Annotated in this window: 16 protein-coding genes and 2 riboswitches; of the genes, 8 read left to right on the forward strand and 8 right to left on the reverse strand. The window is 66.3% G+C overall.

Annotated features, from left to right (window positions below):
- Genes gcvP through gcvT form a run of 3 tightly spaced genes read right to left on the reverse strand, consistent with a single transcriptional unit; the run spans nucleotide 1 to nucleotide 4,528 of the window.
- Nucleotides 1-2,919 (reverse strand): aminomethyl-transferring glycine dehydrogenase, encoded by a 2,919-nt coding sequence (gcvP, locus tag ACNH6H_RS25160; protein WP_418321021.1) that lies wholly within the window; start codon nucleotides 2,917-2,919, stop codon nucleotides 1-3.
- A 48-nt stretch (nucleotides 2,920-2,967) separates the two neighbouring features.
- A complete protein-coding gene (gene gcvH, locus ACNH6H_RS25165; RefSeq protein ID WP_418321023.1) occupies nucleotides 2,968-3,342 on the reverse strand; it encodes a glycine cleavage system protein GcvH in 375 nt (124 codons plus the stop codon).
- Between the two features lie 43 nt (nucleotides 3,343-3,385).
- On the reverse strand, nucleotides 3,386-4,528 hold the full coding sequence (gene gcvT, locus ACNH6H_RS25170; RefSeq protein ID WP_418321024.1) for a glycine cleavage system aminomethyltransferase GcvT: 1,143 nt from the start codon (nucleotides 4,526-4,528) through the stop codon (nucleotides 3,386-3,388).
- A 60-nt stretch (nucleotides 4,529-4,588) separates the two neighbouring features.
- A riboswitch (glycine riboswitch) is annotated at nucleotides 4,589-4,693 on the reverse strand.
- An 18-nt stretch (nucleotides 4,694-4,711) separates the two neighbouring features.
- A riboswitch (glycine riboswitch) is annotated at nucleotides 4,712-4,816 on the reverse strand.
- A 939-nt stretch (nucleotides 4,817-5,755) separates the two neighbouring features.
- Here gcvT and ACNH6H_RS25175 point away from each other — a divergent pair.
- A complete protein-coding gene (locus ACNH6H_RS25175; protein WP_418321025.1) occupies nucleotides 5,756-7,396 on the forward strand; it encodes an acyl-CoA synthetase in 1,641 nt (546 codons plus the stop codon).
- A 45-nt stretch (nucleotides 7,397-7,441) separates the two neighbouring features.
- The gene (locus tag ACNH6H_RS25180; RefSeq protein WP_418321027.1) at nucleotides 7,442-8,236 is read left to right on the forward strand and encodes an enoyl-CoA hydratase; all 795 of its coding nucleotides are present in this window, start codon (nucleotides 7,442-7,444) and stop codon (nucleotides 8,234-8,236) included.
- 3 nt (nucleotides 8,237-8,239) lie between these two features.
- Here ACNH6H_RS25180 and ACNH6H_RS25185 read toward each other — a convergent pair whose 3' ends face one another.
- Nucleotides 8,240-9,025, reverse strand: coding sequence for a hypothetical protein (locus tag ACNH6H_RS25185; protein ID WP_418321029.1), 786 nt, complete (start codon nucleotides 9,023-9,025; stop codon nucleotides 8,240-8,242).
- Nucleotides 9,026-9,181: 156 nt separating this feature from the next.
- On the opposite strand from ACNH6H_RS25185, the gene ACNH6H_RS25190 reads away from it, so the two are divergent.
- Complete coding sequence (locus tag ACNH6H_RS25190) at nucleotides 9,182-11,227, forward strand: M3 family metallopeptidase (protein WP_418321030.1); 2,046 nt, start codon at nucleotides 9,182-9,184, stop codon at nucleotides 11,225-11,227.
- Nucleotides 11,228-11,251: 24 nt separating this feature from the next.
- Nucleotides 11,252-11,734: a methyltransferase family protein gene (locus ACNH6H_RS25195; RefSeq protein WP_418321032.1), complete on the forward strand. Its 483-nt coding sequence runs from the start codon at nucleotides 11,252-11,254 to the stop codon at nucleotides 11,732-11,734.
- A gap of 38 nt (nucleotides 11,735-11,772) precedes the next feature.
- Here the strand turns inward: ACNH6H_RS25195 and ACNH6H_RS25200 are convergent, their stop codons facing one another.
- From ACNH6H_RS25200 to ACNH6H_RS25210, 3 genes are all read right to left on the reverse strand, one after another.
- Nucleotides 11,773-13,323, reverse strand: coding sequence for a GTPase domain-containing protein (locus ACNH6H_RS25200; protein WP_418321033.1), 1,551 nt, complete (start codon nucleotides 13,321-13,323; stop codon nucleotides 11,773-11,775).
- Entirely contained in the window at nucleotides 13,320-14,819 is a 1,500-nt protein-coding gene (locus ACNH6H_RS25205) for a DUF2868 domain-containing protein (protein WP_418321035.1), read from the reverse strand. Before ACNH6H_RS25205 ends, ACNH6H_RS25200 begins: the two co-directional genes overlap by 4 nt.
- 64 nt (nucleotides 14,820-14,883) lie before the next feature.
- Entirely contained in the window at nucleotides 14,884-16,569 is a 1,686-nt protein-coding gene (locus tag ACNH6H_RS25210; RefSeq protein WP_418321036.1) for an electron transfer flavoprotein-ubiquinone oxidoreductase, read from the reverse strand.
- A 211-nt stretch (nucleotides 16,570-16,780) separates the two neighbouring features.
- Here ACNH6H_RS25210 and ACNH6H_RS25215 point away from each other — a divergent pair, with 211 nt between their 5' ends.
- From ACNH6H_RS25215 to ACNH6H_RS25225, 3 genes are all read left to right on the forward strand, one after another.
- Nucleotides 16,781-17,563, forward strand: a complete 783-nt coding sequence (locus tag ACNH6H_RS25215) for an SDR family oxidoreductase (protein WP_418321037.1) — start codon at nucleotides 16,781-16,783, stop codon at nucleotides 17,561-17,563.
- Between the two features lie 162 nt (nucleotides 17,564-17,725).
- Nucleotides 17,726-18,397 carry a YceH family protein gene (locus ACNH6H_RS25220; RefSeq protein ID WP_418321038.1) on the forward strand — a complete coding sequence of 224 codons (672 nt, stop codon included), beginning with the start codon at nucleotides 17,726-17,728 and terminating at the stop codon, nucleotides 18,395-18,397.
- 18 nt (nucleotides 18,398-18,415) lie between these two features.
- On the forward strand, nucleotides 18,416-18,835 hold the full coding sequence (locus ACNH6H_RS25225; protein WP_418321040.1) for an acyl-CoA thioesterase: 420 nt from the start codon (nucleotides 18,416-18,418) through the stop codon (nucleotides 18,833-18,835).
- A gap of 208 nt (nucleotides 18,836-19,043) precedes the next feature.
- On the opposite strand, the gene ACNH6H_RS25230 is transcribed toward ACNH6H_RS25225, so the two are convergent.
- Nucleotides 19,044-19,616 (reverse strand): LuxR C-terminal-related transcriptional regulator, encoded by a 573-nt coding sequence (locus tag ACNH6H_RS25230; protein WP_418321042.1) that lies wholly within the window; start codon nucleotides 19,614-19,616, stop codon nucleotides 19,044-19,046.
- Between the two features lie 242 nt (nucleotides 19,617-19,858).
- Between ACNH6H_RS25230 and ACNH6H_RS25235 the strand changes: the two genes are divergently transcribed.
- Nucleotides 19,859-20,581: a CoA transferase subunit A gene (locus tag ACNH6H_RS25235; protein ID WP_418321044.1), complete on the forward strand. Its 723-nt coding sequence runs from the start codon at nucleotides 19,859-19,861 to the stop codon at nucleotides 20,579-20,581.
- The last annotated feature ends 2 nt before the right edge of the window (nucleotides 20,582-20,583 follow it).

The raw sequence follows: 20,583 nt of genomic DNA on the forward strand, positions 1-20,583 counted from the left end.
TTATTCGTCGGCTTGCCCGACCGGCAGGCAGGAACAGAACAGGTTGCGGTCGCCGTAGACGTTGTCGACCCGGCCGACCGGCGACCAGTATTTGCTGCGTCGCAGTGCCGGCAGCGGGTAGGCTGCGGTTTCGCGGCTGTAGGCGCGTGTCCATTCGTCGGCGACCAGCACCTCGGCGGTGTGGGGTGCCGCCTTCAGCGGGTTGTCGTCGCGCGGCCAGCTGCCGGTCTCGACCTGCCGGATCTCGTCGCGGATAGCGATCATCGCGTCGCAGAAGCGGTCGAGTTCGGCCAGCGGCTCGCTTTCGGTCGGTTCGACCATCAGCGTGCCCGGCACCGGGAAACTCAGCGTCGGCGCATGGAAGCCGTAGTCGATCAGCCGCTTGGCGACGTCCTCGGCGGCGATGCCGCTGGTTTCCTTCAGCGGGCGCAGGTCGAGGATGCATTCATGGGCGACGCCGCCACCCGAGATCCCGTCGACATTGCCGCTGAAGTGGATGTCGTAGTGGTCGGCGAGCCGGGCCGCGATGTAGTTGGCGCTGAGGATCGCGGTTTCGGTCGCCGCGCGCAGGCCGTCGGCGCCCATCATCCGCATGTACATCCAGCTGATCGGCAGCACCGCCGCGTTGCCGAGCGGCGCCGCGCTGACCGCGCCGACCGTCGATTCCGGGTTCAGACCCGCGCTGTGGTGGCCAGGCAAGAAGGGCACCAGGTCGTCGACCACGCACACCGGCCCGACGCCCGGGCCACCGCCGCCGTGCGGAATGCAGAAGGTCTTGTGCAGGTTCAGGTGGCTGACGTCGCCGCCGAATCCGCCGGGTGCCGCGACGCCGACCAGCGCATTCATGTTGGCGCCGTCGACATAGACGCGCCCGCCATGGCGGTGCACCATTTCGCACAGTTCCTTGACCTGGCGATCGAATACGCCGTAGGTCGACGGGTAGGTGATCATGATCGCCGCCAGTTCGGCCTCGTGCTTCTGGCACTTGGCCTCGAGGTCGGCGAGGTCGACATTGCCTTCGTCGTCGCATTTGACGACGACGACGCGCATGCCGACCATCTGCGCGCTGGCCGGATTCGTGCCGTGCGCCGATTCGGGGATCAGGCAGACCTTGCGCTGCGCGTCGCCGCGCGATTCGTGCCAGGCCATGATCGCCAGCAACCCGGCGTATTCGCCCTGCGAGCCGGCATTCGGCTGCAGGCTGATGTCGGCATAACCGGTCGCCTGGCACAGCCAGTCGCGGAGCTGGCGGTCGAGCTGCGCATAACCCTGCAGCTGCTCGGCCGGCGCGAATGGGTGGATCTGCGCGAATTCCGGCCAGGTGATCGGGATCATCTCGCTGGTTGCATTCAGCTTCATCGTGCACGAGCCGAGTGGGATCATCGAGCGGTCGAGCGCCAGGTCCTTGTCCGACAGGCTGCGGATATAACGCAGCATCTCGGTTTCGCTGTGGTGGCGGTTGAAGACCGGGTGCTCGAGGAAGCCCGACTTGCGCTGCAGCGCGGCCGGGATCATCGATGGGGCGGATTCCTCGTGCGCGATATCCGGCGCCGGCTGGCCGTCGGCAAACAGGCTCAGCAGTGTGGCGAGGTCGGCGCGCGTCGTCGTTTCGTCGAGCGTGATGCCGAGCGTATCGGCACTCGCCGCGCGCAGGTTCATGCCGAGCAGGCGCGCCTGTGCGAGCAGTTCGTCGCGGCGCTTGCCGACCTCGATCTGCAGCGTGTCGAACGCGGTGTCGTGCAGCAGCTTGCAACCGAGCTGGCGCAGGCCGTTCGCGAGGATCGCGGTATAGGCGGCGACGCGCCGGGCAATCCGGCGCAGCCCTGCCGGCCCGTGATAAACGGCGTACATGCTGGCGACCACCGCCGGCAGCACCTGTGCGGTGCAGATGTTCGAGGTCGCCTTCTCGCGCCGGATATGCTGTTCGCGCGTCTGCAGCGCCAGCCGATACGCCGGGTTGCCGTGGGCATCGACACTGATGCCGACCAGCCGTCCCGGCAGCGACCGCTTGAATTCGTCGCGGGTTGCGATATAGGCCGCATGCGGCCCGCCATTGCCCATCGGCATGCCGAAGCGCTGGGTATTGCCGACGACGATGTCGGCGCCGAATTCGCCCGGCGGCAGCAGCAGCGTCAGCGCCAGCAGGTCGGCGGCGACGATCGCCAGACCGTCCTGCTTGTGCACCGCGTCGACGATTGGCTGCATCTCGCGAACCGCGCCGTATACCCCCGGGTATTGCAGCAGCACCGCGAATGCCGGCTGCCGGGCGACGTCGGCGGCGATCTCGGTTGCATGGACGCAGGCGACCTCGATGCCAAGCGGCCGGGCGCGGGTGCGAACCACCTCGATCGTCTGCGGCAACACGTCGTGGGCGACGACGAGGCGCAGCGATTTGCTCTTGCCCACGCGCAGTGCCAGCGTCATTGCTTCGGCCGCCGAGGTGGCCTCGTCGAGCATCGACGCATTCGCGATCGCCATGCCGGTCAGGTCGGTCACCATCGTCTGGAAATTGACCAGCGCCTCCATCCGGCCTTGCGAGATCTCCGCCTGGTACGGCGTATACGCGGTATACCAGGCCGGGTTCTCGAGCACGTTGCGCAGGATCACGCCCGGCGTATGGGTGCCGTGGTAACCCTGGCCGATGAAGCTTTTCAGCACCTGGTTCGATGCCGCGATGCGCCGCAGCTCGGCCAGCGCCTGGGCTTCGCCGATTGCCGCCGGCAAGGCCATCGGCTCGGCGCGGCGGATCGATTTCGGCACGATCGCATCGATCAAGGCGCTGCGGGTCAGCCCCGACTTGGACGGCGCGATCGCCGCGAGCATCCGCGGTTCTTCATCGGCTTCGATGCCGATGTGGCGGGCGACGAATTCGTCGCAGGCTTCGAGCTCGGCGAGCGAGGGTTTGGCGGACATCAGCATCTGGTATCGCAGTGGGTGTGGGTGGCGAGGCGGCGGGCGGGGCAGGGCTCAGAGCGACTTGACGAGCGCGTCGTAGGCCGGCGCATCCATCAATTGCTCGAACTCGCCCATGTCGCTCAGGTGGACCTTGAAAAACCAGCCCTCGCCGAGCGGATCGGAATTGGCCAGCGACGGGTCGGCGCGCAGCGCCTCGTTGACTTCGACGATCTCGCCGCTGACCGGCATGTACAGGTCGGCCGCTGCCTTCACCGATTCGACGACGCCGGCGACATCGCCTTTGGCGAAGGTCGTGCCGACCGCAGGCAGTTCGACAAAGACAACGTCGCCGAGCGCATCCTGCGCATGCAAGGTGATGCCGACCGTGGCGGCTTCATGGTCCTCGATATTGATCCATTCATGGTCTTGCGTATACATCGTCGTCATCGGAGTCTCCTCGGTTGGAAAGTGGTGGGTCGAAGCGCGTCGATCAGCCGCGGAAATAGCGATGCGGCACAAACGGCATCGCGGTGATCTGCATCGGAACGGTCTTGCCACGCACCGATGCATGCACCTCGCCGCGCAACTGGGCGTGGTTGGTCGGCAGGTAGGCCATCGCGATCGGCTTGTCGATCGTCGGCGCCAGCGTGCCGCTGGTGACGACGCCAAGCCCGTGGCCGTGCGAATCGACGATCTTGGTGCATTCACGCACCGGCACCCGCTCGAGACCAACCAGCCCGATCCGCTTGTTGGTCGGTCCGGTCGCAAACTGCGCATCGATCACGGTGGCGCCGGGATAGCCGCCCGCGCGCTCGCCGCCGGCGCGCCGGACCTTCTGGATCGCCCAGCTCAGGCCGGCCTCGACCGGTGTCGTCGTCTCGTTGATATCGTGGCCGTACAGGCACAAGCCGGCCTCGAGCCGCAAGGTGTCGCGCGCGCCAAGCCCGGCCGGCTTCACCTCGGGCTGCGCGAGCAGCTGGCGGGCCAGGTCATGCGCGCGATCGGCGGCAACCGAGATCTCGAAACCGTCCTCGCCGGTATAGCCCGAGCGGGTGACAAAACAGTCGCTGCCATGCAGCTTGAATACGCCGCCGCTCATGAAGGTCAACTCGGCGACCTTGGCATTGAGCCGGGCCAGTGCGGCGGCCGCCTGCGGTCCCTGCAGCGCGAGCAACGCACGGTCGGCGAGCGGTTGCACGTGGCAGCGGTGGCCGATGTGGGTCAGCAGGTGGGCGGTATCGGCCTGTTTGCGGGCTGCATTGACGACCAGGAAAAGGTCGCCGAAACCCGATCCGGCTTCCGGCCGGCTGACCATCAGGTCGTCGAGGATGCCGCCGCTGGCATTGGTCAGCAAGGCATAACGTTGCTTGCCGACGCCCAGCCCGATGATGTCCATCGGCACGACGCTTTCGAGCGCCTTTGCCGCATCGGCACCGATCAGCCGCAACTGCCCCATGTGCGAGACATCGAACAGCGCCGCCTGGCTGCGGCAATGCTTGTGTTCGGCAATGATGCCGTCGCGGTATTGCACCGGCATCTCGTAGCCGGCAAATGGCACCATTCGCGCACCGAGTTCGAGGTGCAACTGGTGCAGCGGCGTGCGGTGCAGGGTGGCTGGCTGGCTGTTGGTCATGGCGAACTCCGAAGGCACTCGATGATCCGGACCATGGCGGATGCCATGCTCGGTTTCTGCGATGCCCTCTCTGTCCGCTTTACCTGAGAGATTGGCGGTGACGTGAGCCTCCGCTTGCCCCTTCGGTGGGCCTGCTCGCGCAGACCTCTCTCCAGCGAGGAACGCCTGCCGCTTCCAGCCCGCGGGCGCTTGCCAGTCCTTTTGCCTGAGCGTTCGAAACAGTCGTCGCGACCCGCCTCTGCGCCTTCGGCGGCCTGCTCGGGGCAGACTCTCTCCTGGCCGAAGCAGTATAGCCCCGGCGGCAGACGGGTCGGAATGCGCGGTGGATGCGAACTGGCGTTCGCTGCTGGCTGATAAAGACCCGCTTCCGGCGCGGAGCGGACATCGAGCTCGCAGGCGGCGCTGACTATTGTGGGAGGGGCTTCAGCCCCGATTCGGGCTCTTGCACGACTGCGAATCGTCAGGCACAGAGACGAGAGCAAAGGCGCGGTCGGGCGGCCACTGGCGCTTAGATGCTTGCCCTCGCGCCGGGCGCTCGGGTTCCCTGCGATGCTCGGTCTTGTCGCCCGTCGCGGAAACTCGCTGCACTCGCTTCGCTCGTTCCGCTCAGACAGTCCGCGACAAGCCAGTTGTTGATGCTCGCTGCGCTCGCGGGCCACAAGCCCTGTGCTTCTCGGCTGCGCATATGCGCGCCAGCAGCCACCCGCCCGCGCCTTTGCGGCAGCACCGAGGACTTCGACGAAGTCACCAGCGGTGCAGCGCGGCAGGCGGTGCCCGGGCGGGGCGATTTATGCGGCGGCGAGAAGCGCAGGGCCAGGGTCGGCGAGCGCAGCGAGCATCAACAACCATGCTCGCGGCGGTTGTCCGAGCGCAGTGAGCGCAGCGAACGTAGCGAGTTCCGCCGCGCGACGCTGGCCCGAGCATCGCAGCGCAGCCCGAGCGCCAGCGAGGACCGCCGCATCATGAGCCACGACCGGGTGCCGCCTGCCGCGCCGCTCGGTCGGCGAATGCGAAACAGGCATATGCCACCAGCCCGAATCGGGGCTGAAGCCCCTCCTACAAAAGTCAGCCCCGCGCGAAAACAACGGCCGCTCCGGGCCGCAAACAGTCTCCGACCAAACTATCCAGCGAAGCTTTGATCACCCGCAAACTGGCCCGCTTGCACCACTGCGCGGAGCAGTTATTCTGAGCTGGTTGCCGGGCACCGGCCATCGGCGGAGAGACAGGATGAGCAGCATCTACGAACGCGACCTCGACAAGTGCGACGCCAATTTCGTGCCGCTGTCGCCAGTCAGCTTCGTCGAGCGCAGCGCCGAGGTGTTTGCCGATCTGCCGGCGGTGATCCATGGCCGGCGGCGCTACAACTGGGCGCAGTTGCGGGATCGTGCGGCGCGGCTTGCGAGTGCATTGCAGGGCTTCGGTATCGGGCGCGGCAGCACGGTCAGCGTGATGTTGCCGAATACGCCGGAGATGATCGAGGCGCACTATGCGGTGCCGGCGGTCAACGCGGTGCTGAATACCTTGAATATCCGCCTCGATGCCCGGCTGCTGGCCTGGCAGCTCAATCATTGCGAAGCCGAGGTGCTGATCACCGATTGTGAATTTGCACCGACGATCGGCGAGGCACTGGCGGTTTTGAAGGATGAATTCGGCCGCAGCCCGGTTGTGGTCGATGTCTGCGACAGCGAATTCGACGGCCCGGCCGACCGTGTTGGCAGCCTCGAATACGAATCGTGGCTGGCCGCGCACGAACCGGTCGAGCGGCTGGCCGGGCCGGTCGACGAATGGGATGCGATCGCCGTCAGCTACACCAGCGGCACCACCGGGGATCCGAAAGGTGTCGTGACCCACCACCGGGGCGCCTATCTGAATGCGGTCAGCAACGCCGCGACGTGGACGATGCCGAACTTTCCGGTCTATCTGTGGACCTTGCCGATGTTCCATTGCAACGGCTGGTGTTTTCCGTGGACGGTGGCGATGCTCGGCGGCACCCATGTCTGCCTGCGCAGGGTCGAGGCCGGGTCGATTCTGGCAGCGATGCGCGAGCACCGGGTCGACCACTATTGCGCCGCACCGATCGTCCACAACCTGTTGATCGCAGCACCGGAGCAGATGCGCGAGGGCATCGGCCAGCGGGTGCGCGGCATGGTCGCCGGCGCCGCGCCACCGGCGTCGATGATCGAAGGCATGGCGAAGATCGGATTCGACATCACCCATGTCTACGGCTTGACCGAGGTTTATGGCCCGGCGTCGGTGGCCGTCAAGCGGCGCAGTTGGGCAGACGAAGACCTGTCGGAGCAGACCCGGCTGAATGGCCGGCAGGGCGTTCGTTATGCGTTGCAGGAGGGCATGACCGTGATGGACCCGCAGTCGATGAGCGAGACGCCGGCCGATGGCGCGACGGTCGGCGAGATCATGTTCCGCGGCAACATCGTGATGAAGGGTTATCTGAAAAACCCGACCGCAACCCGGCAGGCCTTCGACGGTGGCTGGTTCCATACCGGCGATCTGGCGGTGATGGAAGCCGACCGCTACGTGAAGATCAAGGACCGCAGCAAGGACATCATCATCAGCGGCGGCGAGAACATCAGCTCGATCGAGGTCGAGGACGCCTTGTACCGCCATCCGGCGGTGCTGGCGTGTGCGGTCGTCGCGCGGCCCGACCCGAAATGGGGCGAGACGCCGGTCGCCTTCGTCGAGACCCGCGCTGGCGCCGAGGTCAACGCAGCCGAACTGCTCGAGCATTGCAGAAAGCTGCTCGCCAGCTACAAGCTGCCGCGCGAGGTGCGCTTCGAGGAAATTCCGAAAACCTCCACCGGCAAGATCCAGAAATTTCTGCTGCGCGAACGGGCACGCGAGAATGGCTAGAGTGGAAGCACAGCGCGGCGACTGAACCGAGAAGGGGGTACGAAGATGAGCAGTGGCGAACAGCAGCAAAGCCTGTTGCTGCATGAGCAGGATGCCGGCGGCATCGTCACCTTGACGATGAACCGTCCCGATTCGTTCAATGCGCTGAGTGAGGCGATGCTGGAGGCGCTGCAGCGGCAGTTCGATGCGATCGCCACCGATGAGTCGGTGCGCGTCGTGATCCTTGCCGCAAAGGGCAGGGCGTTCTGCGCCGGCCACGATCTGAAGGAGATGCGCGCCGAACCGTCGACAGCGTATTACCGCGAGCTGTTTGCCCGCTGCGGCCGGATGATGATGGCGATCCAGCAGCTGCCGGTACCGGTGATCGCGAAGGTGCAGGGTGTGGCAACCGCGGCCGGCTGCCAGTTGGTTGCGACCTGCGACCTCGCGGTGGCATCGAAGCAGGCCCGGTTTGCCGTCAGCGGCGTCAACCTCGGCCTGTTCTGTTCGACGCCGGCGGTCGCGCTGAGCCGCAACCTCGGCCGCAAGGCGGCGTTCGAGATGCTCGTCACCGGAGACTTCATCAGCGCCGACGAGGCCATGGCCAAGGGGCTGGTCAACCGCGTCGTTGCGCCCGACGAACTCGATGCGGCGGCCAGCGCGCTGGCCGCCAGCATCACCGCGAAGCCGCGGGTTGCCGTGTCGATCGGCAAATCACTGTTCTACCGCCAGCTCGAGAAGGGCATCGAGGCCGCCTACGACGATGCCGGCAATGCGATGGCCTGCAACATGATGGACGAGGCGGCACTCGAGGGTGTGCAGGCCTTCATCGACAAGCGCAAACCGGACTGGAAGAGCTAGCGGCTATTCCGCGGCGTCGAATTCGCTCATCGTCGGGTCGCCGACCTCGTCGGTCGAGGTGATGGTCCCGTCGCGCGCCGCCTGGAAATAGGCTGCCCAGGCCTTCATGTATTTGTCGATCTCCTTGTTTGCCTCGGTCGTCGACTGGTCCTTCTTCGCGCCGAGCACCGGCACCGCGGTATTGCGCAGGTAGTTCATCAGGTCGTTGCGGTGGCAGGCCTCGTGGAACCCTAGCGTGACATTGCCGGCCTCCTTGTCTTCCTTCGTCGTGCCGCGGCCATAGGCCGAGTCGTCTTCCGGCTTGCCGGCGCCGTAGAGGGTGACGATCGTCACCGCCCATGTGAGGTTGTTGCTGACGCTGGTGACGATGTTCTTGGCGTCCGCCTGATAAGTCACCTTGCCGGTCGGCGTGCTGATGATGTCGGTCTTGGCGTCGCCGACTTTGTTGACCGGCCCGGTGCCGTCCTTCTTCAGCGTGACCGAAATGCCGCGGATCACCTCGGTGCTGTCGGCGGCGACCTTCGGCGGCGCCTGCCGCACGACCTTCGCGGCCTGCAGTTCGTCGGCCTGCTTGACCAGCGCCGGATCGACGATCTTTACCGCCGGAGAGCGTGGATGCGGCAACAGCTCATTGCCGTCGTCGCTGGCAAAAACGCCCGGTGAACGGAAGGCGCCGGGGCCGCCGACGCCGAGCGGCGCCGCCGGGTGCACGACGCGGCCGGCGTCGTTCAGCCATTCGGCCGAATGCTCGGTCGGAGCATGTTGGGTGTCGTGCCTGCAGCGGCACATCGGCTGGTCCTTCACCGGGGTGACGAAAGGCTCGGATCGAGCAGCAAGGCAAGAATAACCCTTTGCCCGCAGCGATGGCATCATCGCCGGCCGGCCACCGTGACAGACGGCCGAAATTTGCTGCATTCGCAGCCAACACGACAGGATTTGCGCTCCATGGACATGCCCCTCAACGCCGTGCTCGCCGACTGGGACGCACCGGCCAGCCTGCCGGCCTTCGACCGCATCGGCGCCGACGATTTCCGCCCCGCGCTGCAGCGCGCGATGCTCGCGCACCGCGACGAACTGCAACGCATCAGCGACCAGTCGGCCGCTGCCGATTTCGACAATACGCTGGCTGCCTTCGACCGCGCCGGCGAGGCGCTGCGCCGCACCGAGGCAATCTTCCACAGCCTGACCTCGTCGGCGACCTCGCCGCAACTGCAGGCGGTGCAGCGCGAGATGGCCGGCCCGCTGGCCGCGCACTGGTCGGCGGTGCATCAGGATGCGGCCTTGTTTGCCCGCATCGACGCCGTATACGCCAGTCGCGAGACGGCCGGGTTGACGACCGAGCAGCGACGGCTGGTCGAGCGGGTTCATCTCGATTTTGTCCGCGCCGGCGCAGCGCTGGCGCCGTCCGAACGCCAGCGTTATGCGGCGGTCGTGCAGCGGCTGGCCGAACTGACGACGGCTTTCGGTCAAAACGTATTGCACGACGAATCGGCATTCACGCTGTCGCTTTCCGACGAGGCGGCGATGGCCGGGCTGCCGGAATTCGTCCGCGCAGCGGCGCAGCAGGCGGCGGCCGAGCGCGGCCTGCCGGGCGCGGTGATCACCTTGTCGCGCTCGCTGATCGTGCCGTTCCTCAGCTTCTCGGAACGGCGCGACCTGCGCGAATCGGCGTGGCGCGCCTGGACCAGCCGCGGCGAGCATGCCGGCGATCACGACAACCGACCGATCGCCAGCGAAATCCTGAAGCTGCGCCGCGAACAGGCGGCCTTGCTCGGCCACGCGACCTTTGCCGACCATGCACTGGCCGATACGATGGCCGGCAAGCCGGAACGTGTCTGGGCGCTGCTCGACGAGGTCTGGCAGCGGGCGCTGCCGGCGGCCGAGCGCGAACGCGCGTTGCTGATCGAGGCAAAAAAGGCGGCCGGCGAGCACGACGGCGTGATCGAGGCCTGGGACTGGCGTTACTGGGCCGAGAAGGTGCGGCAGAACCACTTCGCGCTCGACGAGGCCGCGGTCAAGCCTTATTTTCCGCTGCCGGCAATGGTCAATGCCGCATTCGACTGCGCGAAACGTCTGTTCGGCATCGACTTCGTTCGCCGCGACGACCTGCGCGCCTATCACGCCGATGTCGATGTCTACCAGGTCAATGGCGCCGACGGCGCCGCGATCGGCCTGTTCCTGCACGACAACTTCGCCCGTGCGACAAAACGCAGCGGCGCCTGGATGAACACGATCAGCAACCAGCACCGCAATGGCCGCGTGCAGTGGCCGGTGGTGTTGAACAACAACAATTTTGCAAAGGCCGCGCCGGGCCAGCCGACGCTGCTGTCGCCTGACGACGTGCGCACGCTGTTCCATGAATTCGGCCACGGCCTGCACGGGCTGTTGTCGAACGTCAATTACCAGCGGCTGTCGGGAACGCGGGTGCTGCGCGATTTTGTCGAGCTGCCTTCGCAGCTGTTCGAGCACTGGGCGCAGGAGCGCCAGGTGCTGCGCGAACACGCCCGCCACTGGCAGACCGGCGAGCCGATTCCCGATGCGCTGATCGACCGCATCGAGGCGGCGCGTCAGTTCGGCCAGGCCTACGAAACGCTGCGCTACACCGCGAGTGCGATCGTCGACATGGCGGCGCACCAGAGTGCAGAACCGATCGACGATGTCGTCGCCTTCGAGGCGAAAGTGCTTGCCGAGCGCGGGCTGCCGCACGGTATCGGCCTGAACCACCGGCTGCCGCATTTCCAGCACCTGTTTGCCGGCGCCAGCTATGCCGCCGGCTACTACGTGTATTTGTGGGCCGAGGTGCTCGACGCCGACGCCTACGATGCCTTTGTCGAGGCCGGCAACCCGTTCGATCCGGCCACTTCCGAACGCCTGAAACGTTGCATCTACAGCAGCGGCAACAGCGTCGAGCCGGGCGCGACCTACCGCGAATTCCGCGGCCGCGATGCGCGGATCGAGCCGATGCTGAAGGACCGCGGCCTGATCGACTGAACGGCTGGGCGCGCCGGTAGCACTGTGAGAACTCGATCCGATCTGCGTCGCGCACTCGAATTGCGTGTGCCGCCGGTGGCGGTGGTGCTGCTCGCCGCTGCGGCGATGTGGCTGCTGGCACGGCTTTTCCCGTCAGCGGCGCTTGTTCTGCCACTGCGTGTCGTGCTGGCCGCGCTGTTCGTGGTCGCCGGGTTTGCGATTGCGTTGGCCGGTGTCGTTGAATTCCGCCGCGCTCGGACCACCGTCAACCCGATGACGCCCGAAGCGTCGTCGGCGATCGTTTCGTCCGGGATCTATCGCCACAGCCGCAATCCGATGTATGCGGGTTTTCTGCTCGCGCTCGTTGGCTGGGCGGTTTTTCTTGCGAACCCGGTATCACTGCTCGGCGTCGCGCTGTATGTCGTCTACATGAACTGCTTCCAGATCCAACCGGAGGAGCGGGCGCTGCAAGCCAGATTCGGCGAGGCTTATCGCGGCTACATGCGGAGCGTCCGCCGCTGGTTCTGAGGCTGCGTGGCGCACCAGGCTGCGGCCGAGACAGCAGCCTACCCAGCCGCCGCGTCGCGCGTATCGACCGGACCGCTCCCGATTGATCTGGTGCCGGCCGGCGCCCGCCCGAGGTCTTCCGGCCGCGCCAGCGGGTACATCGCGAGCAGCAGTTCGGCGCTGCGGTCGGCGAGAAAATCCTGCAGATGCGCCTGTACGCTGCGCCGCTCGGCATCGTCGCCGGCATTGCGAGCGCGTTCCCACAAGGCGTGCAGATGCTCATGGTGGGGCTGCAGCGCGGCATCGACCTGGTCCTGCCAGTGCGCCGGATGCACGGCCTCGGCCCATTCACCGCGGCCGCGGCCATGGTGGGCGACGGCCAGGTAGGTCAGCAGCGCGGCATGCGTCAGGTCGTCGAGTACCTTGTTGGTCCAGGCCAGCGTCGGCTGGTCGACACCGCGCAGCAGGTTGTAGCCTTTTGCGAGCCCCGCCGCACCGAGCGCGCCGAGTGCGCCACCGGCAAGCAGGCCGCCACCGAGCGTCAGGCCGCCGCTTGCGAGATCGGCCTTCAATCCGGTCAGTGCGCCGGTCACCAGGCCGCCCCAGATCGCCGCGCGCTGCTCGTCGACCGGTTGCCTGGCGGCAAAATGTTCGGCCAGCAGGGTCAATACATGGGCGCCGGCATTGCCGTCCAGACCGTGCAGCCGGATCAGCTGGTTGGTGCTGTGTCTCACATCCTCGTCGAGCCGCGCTGCCAGCGCCTGCATCGCCGCTTCGCGCGGCGTCACATCGCCGTCGCGGCGCAGCCCCAGTGCGGCGCCGAGTTCCTTCACGCGGCCGCTGAAACCGCCGCCCGGCACGACCTCGCGATCGAAGGCGGCGCGGGCGAGGCGACCGGCCAGCACGCGCATCGACTGCTTCCAGGTGCTGCTGCTGCGCTCGACCCAGGCCGCTTGCAGGCGTTCGAAAGCCGGCTGCTGTGCGGCAGGCAGCAGCCGCGCGATCGCGCGCAGCAGCACCGCCTCGGCAATCCAGCAGCGGGCAAAAGCATCGAAGGCCAGCACCTCGCTGACGCTGCGGTGCCGCAAGGCCGTCGCGCGCCAGCGGGCGATCTCGGCCGCCTCGTCGGTCGCGCCGCGCGGCTGGCCGAGCTGGTTCAGCAGCACCAGCACCGGCTTGCCGATCAGGCCGAGGATCTCGAGTTCGGATTCGAGGTAGGCCGCGTCTTCCGGCTCCTCTGCGGCATTGACCAGATACAGCACGACATCGGCCTGTTCGAGCACATGGCGCAGTGCCCGCTGGTTGAGCCAGAACGCGCGGTCGCGGAAGCGGTCCCAGACCTCGACCAGAAACCAGCCGATCGGCTGGCCCGATTGCGCGAGTCGTTTCGCGAGCCGCTGGCTGTCGCCAAAGCCCGGCGTGTCCCACAACTCCAGCCGGTCGCCGGCCGGCGTCTCGATCATCCGCTGCCGCTCGAGCTCCTGCGTCACATGGGCCTCGTCGCGCACATCGCCGATATCGCGGCGCAGCAGTGTGCGCGCCAAGGTCGTCTTGCCGACGTTGGTGTGCGAGATCAGGCTGATCGAGATCGTCGAGGCGGTTGGGCTCATCGGTCGGTGGCCGCGCTGGATTCGGGATTGCTCAGGTCGATGAACAAGGCGTCGCCGGCGCCGGCGGCGTCGAGCAGTTTCTGCCATGCGGCGCGTCGCTGCTGCAGCCGATTGTGCAGCTCAGGCCCGGCGAGCCGTTGGCGAAAACCCGATTCGTCGATCAGTGCCCGAAAGCGCGGCTGGCCGCCGACGGCTCCTGCGCGCGCCAGCAGCAGCTTCAAGAACTGGCCGTGGGTCTCCAGTTCAGGGGTTGCGCTGAGTGCAAACAGCGGCAGCAACAGGTCGATGCGGCCTTCGCCGCTTGTCGTGCGCGGCCAGTCGCTCGCCAGACTGTCCTCGTTGCCGAGCGGGATCTCGGGCAGCACCGCAACCTGCAGGCCGGGCCCGAATTCGGCATCGATCGCCGCCGCCAGCGGCGCCTGCAACGATGTCGCGGCACGAAATGCATACGGCTGGACGACTGCCAGGTGGCTGGTTTGGTCGCGCGAATGTGCCAGCCACTGCAGCAGGCGCTGGAAATACCGCTCGTCGAGCGCCAGCGGAAAGCGCCGGCGCAAGCGGCGGGTGCGCCAGATCGCCACCACGGCGAGCAGCAGGCGCGGCGACATCACCAGCGCGGTGGTGATTGCGTACCAATGGATCCAGCGCGCCGCAGGTTCGCCGCCGCCTCCTGCAAAACGCAGTGCCTGCAGCTGCTGTGGATCGGGCAGCGCCGAGCCAGTGATCGCGAGCGCCGGCGCCAGCAGCGTGCGCAACCAGCGGTGCACGGTATCGACATCGAGGAAGGTGCTGTCCCAGCCGGCGCGGTATTCGAATGCGAGGCCACGCGCATACAGCGCGAGCAATGCGCCGGCGGCAACCGCCAGCGCCGCCAAGTGCAGCACGGTCGCAAGCCGGGCCATCTGCAGCGGCTGACTGGCCCGCGCCCAGCTTGTGGCAAAGGCCTGGACCGGCGGCGAAACGAGGCTGCTTCCGGATGGTTTTGCGAATCTGCCCGCCAGCGTCCGCAGCACCCGCCGCAACCAGCCGCCGCCCGGCTCATCGCCGCTGTCGCGGCGGCGCAGCAGTTGCAGCAACAACACGAGGTACACGGCGAGGTTCCACGCCATCACCGCGAGCAGCGGTGGTGCGAGCAGGTTGATGCGGCGGTCCGGGCCGACTGCATAGCTGGCCAGGCCGGCGAGCAGGGCCAGGCCGACCAGTGCGGCGATCGTCCACGCCGTGCCGGCGGCGCCTGCACGCAGCAGTTGCGCCAGCTTCGGCTCACGTTGCACCAGCCGTTCGCTGGCCAGTGCCGCGCGGCTTGTCAGCCACTGTTCGGCAGGCGCCTGCTCGCCGACTTGGCGCAGTGCCTCGGTGCTGGCCCAGTCGGCATCATCGGCCGTCCAGTGCAGGCCTCTGACCTCGGCATTGGGCGCTGTCGGCGCCGCCGCCGCGTCGGTCTCGAACGCGCGGACCAGCAGCAGCTGCCGTGCCTGCGCCGCGTCGATGTTCATCGATCAGTCGCCGGCTCGCCGCCGTTGCGGCTCGCCGAGCCGCTGCCCCACAGGCTGCAGGCGATCACATGCCCGAATAGTTCGGCCCGCCGCCGCCTTCGGGCGTCACCCAGACGATATTCTGGGTCGGATCCTTGATGTCGCAGGTTTTGCAATGCACGCAGTTCTGCGCATTGATCTGCAGCCGGTCGCTGTCGTCAGGACCCTTGACGAATTCATAGACACCGGCCGGGCAATAGCGGCTTTCCGGGCCGGCATATTTCGCGAGGTTGACGTCGACCGGCACGCTCGCATCCTTCAGCGTCAGGTGTGCCGGCTGCTGTTCCTCGTGATTGGTATTGCTGATGAAGACACTCGACAGCCGGTCGAAGGTCAGCTTGCCGTCGGGTTTCGGATAGCTGATCTGCGCGCATTCGGCTGCCGGCTTCAGGTAGGTGTGGTCGGCGGCGGTGCGGTGGATCGTCCATGGCGGTGCCTTGAAGCCGATCTTCGGCAGCAGCCATTGCTCAATGCCGGTCATCAGCGTCGCGGTGCTGCGGCCCTTCTTGAACCACTGCTTGAAGTTGCGCGCGCGGTCGAGTTCGTCGTGCAGCCAGCTGTCGCGGAATGCCTGCGGATAGTCGCTCAGCTCGTCGTGCTGGCGGCCGCCGGTGACGGCGGCAAACGCCGCTTCGGCGGCCAGCATGCCGGTCTTGATCGCCGCATGGCTGCCCTTGATGCGGCTGACATTCAGGTAGCCGGCCTCGCAGCCGACCAGCGCGCCGCCCGGAAATACCGTCTTCGGCAGGCTCAGGATGCCGCCGGCAGTGATTGCCCGCGCGCCATAGCTGATGCGTTTGCCGCCGTCGAGGTATTGGCGGATTTCCGGGTGCGTCTTCCAGCGCTGGAATTCCTCGAACGGGCTCAGCCACGGGTTTGCATAATCGAGGCCGACGACAAAGCCGAGTGCAACCTGGTTGTTGTCGGCGTGGTACAGGAACGAGCCGCCATAGGTGTTGTCATCGAGCGGCCAACCGGCGGTATGGACGACGAGGCCGGGCTGGTGTTTCGCCGGGTCGATCTCCCACAGTTCCTTCAGGCCGATGCCGTAGCTCTGCGGATCCTTGCCTTCGTCGAGCTTGAATTGGCTGATCAGCTGCCTGCCGAGGTGGCCGCGTGAACCCTCGGCAAAGATCGTATATTTGCCGTGCAGCTCCATGCCGAGCTGGAAACTCTCCATCGGCTCGCCGTCCTTGCCGATGCCGAGGTTGCCGGTGGCAACGCCCTTCACGCTGCCGTCGTCGTTGTAGAGGATCTCGGCGGCCGGAAAGCCTGGAAACACTTCGACGCCAAGCGCTTCGGCCTGTTCACCAAGCCAGCGCACGACATTGCCGAGGCTGACGATGTAGTTGCCGTGGTTCTTGAAGCAGTCGGGCAGGAAGAAGTCGGGCGTCGCCTTCGCGGCGGTTTCGCTCAGAAACAGGAACTTGTCGGTGGTCACCGGCTGGTTCAGCGGCGCGCCGCGTTCCTTCCAGTCCGGGAACAGTTCATTCAGCGCCTTCGGATCGATGATCGCGCCGCTCAAGATGTGGGCGCCGGGCTCCGAGCCTTTCTCGAGCACGACAACCGAAACCTCCTTGCCCTGTTCGTTTGCGAGTTGCTTCAGGCGGATCGCGGTGGCCATTCCGGCCGGTCCGCCGCCGACGACCACGACGTCGTATTCCATCGATTCGCGCGGGCCGTATTGTTCCAGCAGGGCTTGGGGTGTCATGCGGATTCCTGTTGATCGAAGCCGGACGATTGTAGTGACGACATCCGGGGCGGCCAACGCGGGCGCGCCTCGTCTGCGGCCGCCGCACGATGCGGTTTGCGAATCGGAACGCGGTCGCCTTCATGCTATCTTGCCTGCGGGGCGCGATCCGGAGCTGGTGCGATGGCCGGGCCCGTCAGCAGTCCAGCAAACGAACGAGGGAGAGAGCAGCATGACCTACCAGATCGACTTGTCCGGACGCGTGGCCCTGGTCACCGGTGCTTCGAGCGGGCTCGGAACCCAGTTTGCAAAGACGCTGGCGCGCTCCGGAGCGGCGGTCGTGCTCGCCGGCCGTCGCATCGAGCGGCTGAAGGCGCTGCGTGCCGAGATCGAGGCCGATGGCGGTGATGCGCATGTCGTTGCGGTCGATGTCACCGATCATGCGAGCATCAAGGCCGCGGTCGCCCATGCCGAGACGGAAATGGGCTCGATCGACATCCTGGTCAACAACTCCGGCGTCAGCACGACGCAAAAACTCGTCGACGTCACCGAGGACGATTACGACTTCGTCTTCGATACCAATACGAAGGGCGCGTTTTTTGTCGCGCAGGAAGTCGGCAAACGGATGCTGGCGCGGGCCAAGGGCGCCGCGCCCGGCACCTTCACCGGCGGGCGCATCGTCAATGTCGCGTCGATGGCAGGTTTGCGCGTGCTGAGCCAGATCGGCATCTACTGCATGAGCAAGGCGGCGGTGGTCCACATGACCCGCGCGATGGCGCTCGAGTGGGGGCGCTTCGGCATCAACGTCAATGCGCTGTGCCCGGGCTATATCGATACCGAGATCAACCACCACCACTGGCAGACCGACGCCGGCAAGAAGCTGATCGACATGCTGCCGCGCAAACGCGTCGGCCAGCCGCAGGACCTCGATGCGGTGCTGGTGATGTTGTGCGCCAATGAAAGCCATTTCATCAATGGCGCGGTGATCCAGGCTGACGATGGCTTCGCGGTGTGAGGGCCTGAGGTGGCAGGGGCTTCAGCGCCGATTCGGGGTTGTGCAGGCCGGGGAATCTCGGTGTGATGGTTTATTGAGTGGGAGGGGCTTCAGCCCCGATTCGGGCTGCTGGCATGCGGTGAAATCGGGACTGAAGTCCTTCCCACAAGAAAAACGCGATTCATGACCACCCTTCGTCCCTTGTCTCTGCTCGAAGCCCGCGCGCTCGGCGTGCTGGTCGAGAAGGCGCATACCGTGCCGGACAGTTACCCGTTGTCGCTGAACAGCCTGGTCTCCGGCTGCAACCAGAAAACCGCGCGCGATCCAGTGATCAATGCGACCGAGGCCGAGGTGCAGGATGCGGTCGATGCGCTGAAGGCGCTGCACCTGGTCTTCGAAAGCAGCGGTTCGCGGGTCACGCGTCACGAACACAACATGGGCCGCGTGCTCGGCGTGCCGTCGCAGTCGGTCGCGCTGCTGGCGACGCTGCTGCTGCGCGGCCCGCAGACCAGCGCCGAACTGCGCGCGAATTGCGAGCGGCTGCACCGCTTTGCCGATACCTCGTCGGTCGAGGGTTTTCTCGACGAGCTGGCACAGCGCGCGGAGGAAAAGGGCGGGCCGCTGGTCGTGCGCCTGCCGCGTGCGCCGGGCGCGCGTGAGGCCCGCTGGGCGCAGCTGCTGTGCGGCGAGGTCGACATCTCGGCGCTGCCGGTCGCCGCCGACAGCGGCGACTTCGTCGCCAGCGGTGAAATCGCCGCGCTGAAGGCGCAGCAGGCCTCGCTGCGCCAGCAGGTCGGCGAACTGAGCCGCCTCGTCGATCGGCTGTATGCCGAACTCGGCGTCACCCGCGACTGACCCACAGGAGTCCGCCCGATGCGATTCGAACTGCCTGACGACAAGAAGCTTGCCTTCGAGATGACGATGCCGATCCGCTGGGGCGACCTCGACGCGATGGGGCATGTCAACAACACCGTCTATTTCCGCTATTTCGAGATCATCCGCATCGCCTGGTTCGACAAGCTCGGCACGCCGCCGAATCCGAATGGCGAAGGGCCGGTGATCGTCAATGCGTTCTGCAACTTCCTGAAGCAGCTCGAATATCCCGGCGTCGTGCTCGCGAAGCACTATGTCGCGAATCCGGGCCGCACCAGCTTCGAGACCTATGTGACGCTCGAGCGTTGCGACGACCCCGGCGTGGTCTACGCGTCCGGTGGCGCACGCACCGTCTGGGTCGATTTCCGCAAGCAGAAATCGGCACCGATACCGGACTGGTTGCGCGAGCAGCTGGCCTGAGGCGCGGAGTCCTCTTTGCAAGGTGCTGCTGAGCGCGGCGGCAGTCAATCGGGGCTGAAGCCCCTCCCACAGGCATGCGGCAAGGGTCGCGCATGGCCTGCTGTGGCGATACTGCCGTGGGAGCAGCTTCAGCCGCGATTCGGGATCGCGGCAGGCAGACAATCGGGGCTGAAGCCAGGGCTGAAGCCCCTCCCACGGGCAGCCTCGCTCAGGCCGACAGCAGCTTGTTGACCAGTTCCGGCGTGCTTGCCGCGCCGACCTTCTTCATCAAGCGGGCGCGGTAGACATCGACGGTGCGCGGGCTGATCTGCAGCCGCTTGCCGATCAGCTTGCTGGTCAGGCCGTCGATCAGCAGCGCGGCGATTTCGCGTTCGCGGGGCGTCAGCTCAAGTTTCAGCTGACGGCGCGACGACAGGTCCTCGAAACTCCAGATGCCGGCCGCATGCGGCGCCCGTGCATCGAGTGCGCGGCCCGCGACATGGCACCAGAACAATTCGCCGGCACGCGCACCGCCAACGCGTTTCATCACCCGTTCGTCGGCATAGGCGCCGCGGCTGTCGAGCTGCGTCAGGATACGTTGGCCGGTGCGCTCGAATTCGGCGGTCGACGGATAAAGCACTTCGAAGCTGCGGCCGACCAGCATCGCCCGCGTCGTGCAGAACATGTCGAGCAGCGCCTGGTTGCAATCGACGATCAACCGCTCGCGCGACAGCACCAGGCCGACCGGCGCCATGTCGAAGGCGATGCGGTAGTCGAGTGGGGGGTCGGAAAGGGCTTGCATCGGAGGTGTAGGAGGGGCTTCAGCCCCGATTGTTTGTCTTGCCGCCATCCCAAATCGGGGCTGAAGCCCCTCCCACAATCCGAGCCCCCACAGAGCCTCTGCCGGCCTCCAATGCCAAGGTGAGGGTTTCCGCCAGCAGCGCTTAAGCGATTTTACGTACCGCCTACGTAAGCGATTACGCAGTACGCTCGGGGTCGTTGCGGTGCGCAGTGGGCGCAGCGCGGATTCAGGGGACCAGAGGCATGAAAAAGCTTTATCCAAGTGCAGCCGCCGCCCTCGACGGGCTCGTCAAGGACGGCCAGTTGATGGCCGTCGGAGGTTTCGGCCTGTGCGGCATTCCGGAGGCATTGATCGCGGCGCTGCGCGACAGCGGCGTCAAGGACTTGACGGTGATCTCGAACAATGCCGGCGTCGACGGTTTCGGCCTCGGCCTGCTGCTCGAATCGCGGCAGATCAAGCGGATGATCTCCAGCTACGTCGGCGAGAACAAGGAATTCGAGCGACAGTACCTGGCCGGTGAACTCGAGCTCGAATTCACGCCGCAAGGCACGCTGGCTGAGAAGCTGCGCGCTGGTGGCGCCGGCATCCCGGCCTTCTTTACCCGCACCGGTGTCGGAACGATGGTCGCCGAAGGCAAGGAGACGCGCGAATTCGACGGCCACACCTATGTGATGGAACGCTCGCTGGTGCCCGATGTCGCGCTGGTCAAGGCATGGAAATCGGACAAGAGCGGCAACCTGATCTTCCGCCGCACCGCACGCAACTTCAACCCGGCCTGCGCGATGGCCGGCCAGGTGACGGTGGCCGAGGTCGAGGAAATCGTCGAGACCGGAGATTTCGATCCGGACGCGATCCATCTGCCGGGCATCTATATCCACCGCGTGGTCGTCAATGCGAATCCGGAAAAACGCATCGAGAAGCGCACGATCACCGAGAAGAAATCAACCTCTGCAGCAGGAGCCTGAAC

It is taken from the genome of Pseudideonella sakaiensis, from assembly GCF_048320135.1.
In the GTDB taxonomy this organism is placed as follows: Bacteria; Pseudomonadota; Gammaproteobacteria; order Burkholderiales; family Burkholderiaceae_C; genus Ideonella_A; species Ideonella_A sakaiensis_A.

Bases quoted from the DNA above. Each gene is read 5' to 3' on its own strand.
- gcvP (WP_418321021.1), bottom strand. From the start codon at position 2,919: ATGCTGATGTCCGCCAAACCCTCGCTCGCCGAGCTCGAAGCCTGCGAC.
- gcvH (WP_418321023.1), bottom strand. From the start codon at position 3,342: ATGACGACGATGTATACGCAAGACCATGAATGGATCAATATCGAGGAC.
- gcvT (WP_418321024.1), bottom strand. From the start codon at position 4,528: ATGACCAACAGCCAGCCAGCCACCCTGCACCGCACGCCGCTGCACCAG.
- ACNH6H_RS25175 (WP_418321025.1), top strand. From the start codon at position 5,756: ATGAGCAGCATCTACGAACGCGACCTCGACAAGTGCGACGCCAATTTC.
- ACNH6H_RS25180 (WP_418321027.1), top strand. From the start codon at position 7,442: ATGAGCAGTGGCGAACAGCAGCAAAGCCTGTTGCTGCATGAGCAGGAT.
- ACNH6H_RS25185 (WP_418321029.1), bottom strand. From the start codon at position 9,025: ATGTGCCGCTGCAGGCACGACACCCAACATGCTCCGACCGAGCATTCG.
- ACNH6H_RS25190 (WP_418321030.1), top strand. From the start codon at position 9,182: ATGGACATGCCCCTCAACGCCGTGCTCGCCGACTGGGACGCACCGGCC.
- ACNH6H_RS25200 (WP_418321033.1), bottom strand. From the start codon at position 13,323: ATGAGCCCAACCGCCTCGACGATCTCGATCAGCCTGATCTCGCACACC.
- ACNH6H_RS25205 (WP_418321035.1), bottom strand. From the start codon at position 14,819: ATGAACATCGACGCGGCGCAGGCACGGCAGCTGCTGCTGGTCCGCGCG.
- ACNH6H_RS25210 (WP_418321036.1), bottom strand. From the start codon at position 16,569: ATGACACCCCAAGCCCTGCTGGAACAATACGGCCCGCGCGAATCGATG.
- ACNH6H_RS25215 (WP_418321037.1), top strand. From the start codon at position 16,781: ATGACCTACCAGATCGACTTGTCCGGACGCGTGGCCCTGGTCACCGGT.
- ACNH6H_RS25220 (WP_418321038.1), top strand. From the start codon at position 17,726: ATGACCACCCTTCGTCCCTTGTCTCTGCTCGAAGCCCGCGCGCTCGGC.
- ACNH6H_RS25225 (WP_418321040.1), top strand. From the start codon at position 18,416: ATGCGATTCGAACTGCCTGACGACAAGAAGCTTGCCTTCGAGATGACG.
- ACNH6H_RS25230 (WP_418321042.1), bottom strand. From the start codon at position 19,616: ATGCAAGCCCTTTCCGACCCCCCACTCGACTACCGCATCGCCTTCGAC.
- ACNH6H_RS25235 (WP_418321044.1), top strand. From the start codon at position 19,859: ATGAAAAAGCTTTATCCAAGTGCAGCCGCCGCCCTCGACGGGCTCGTC.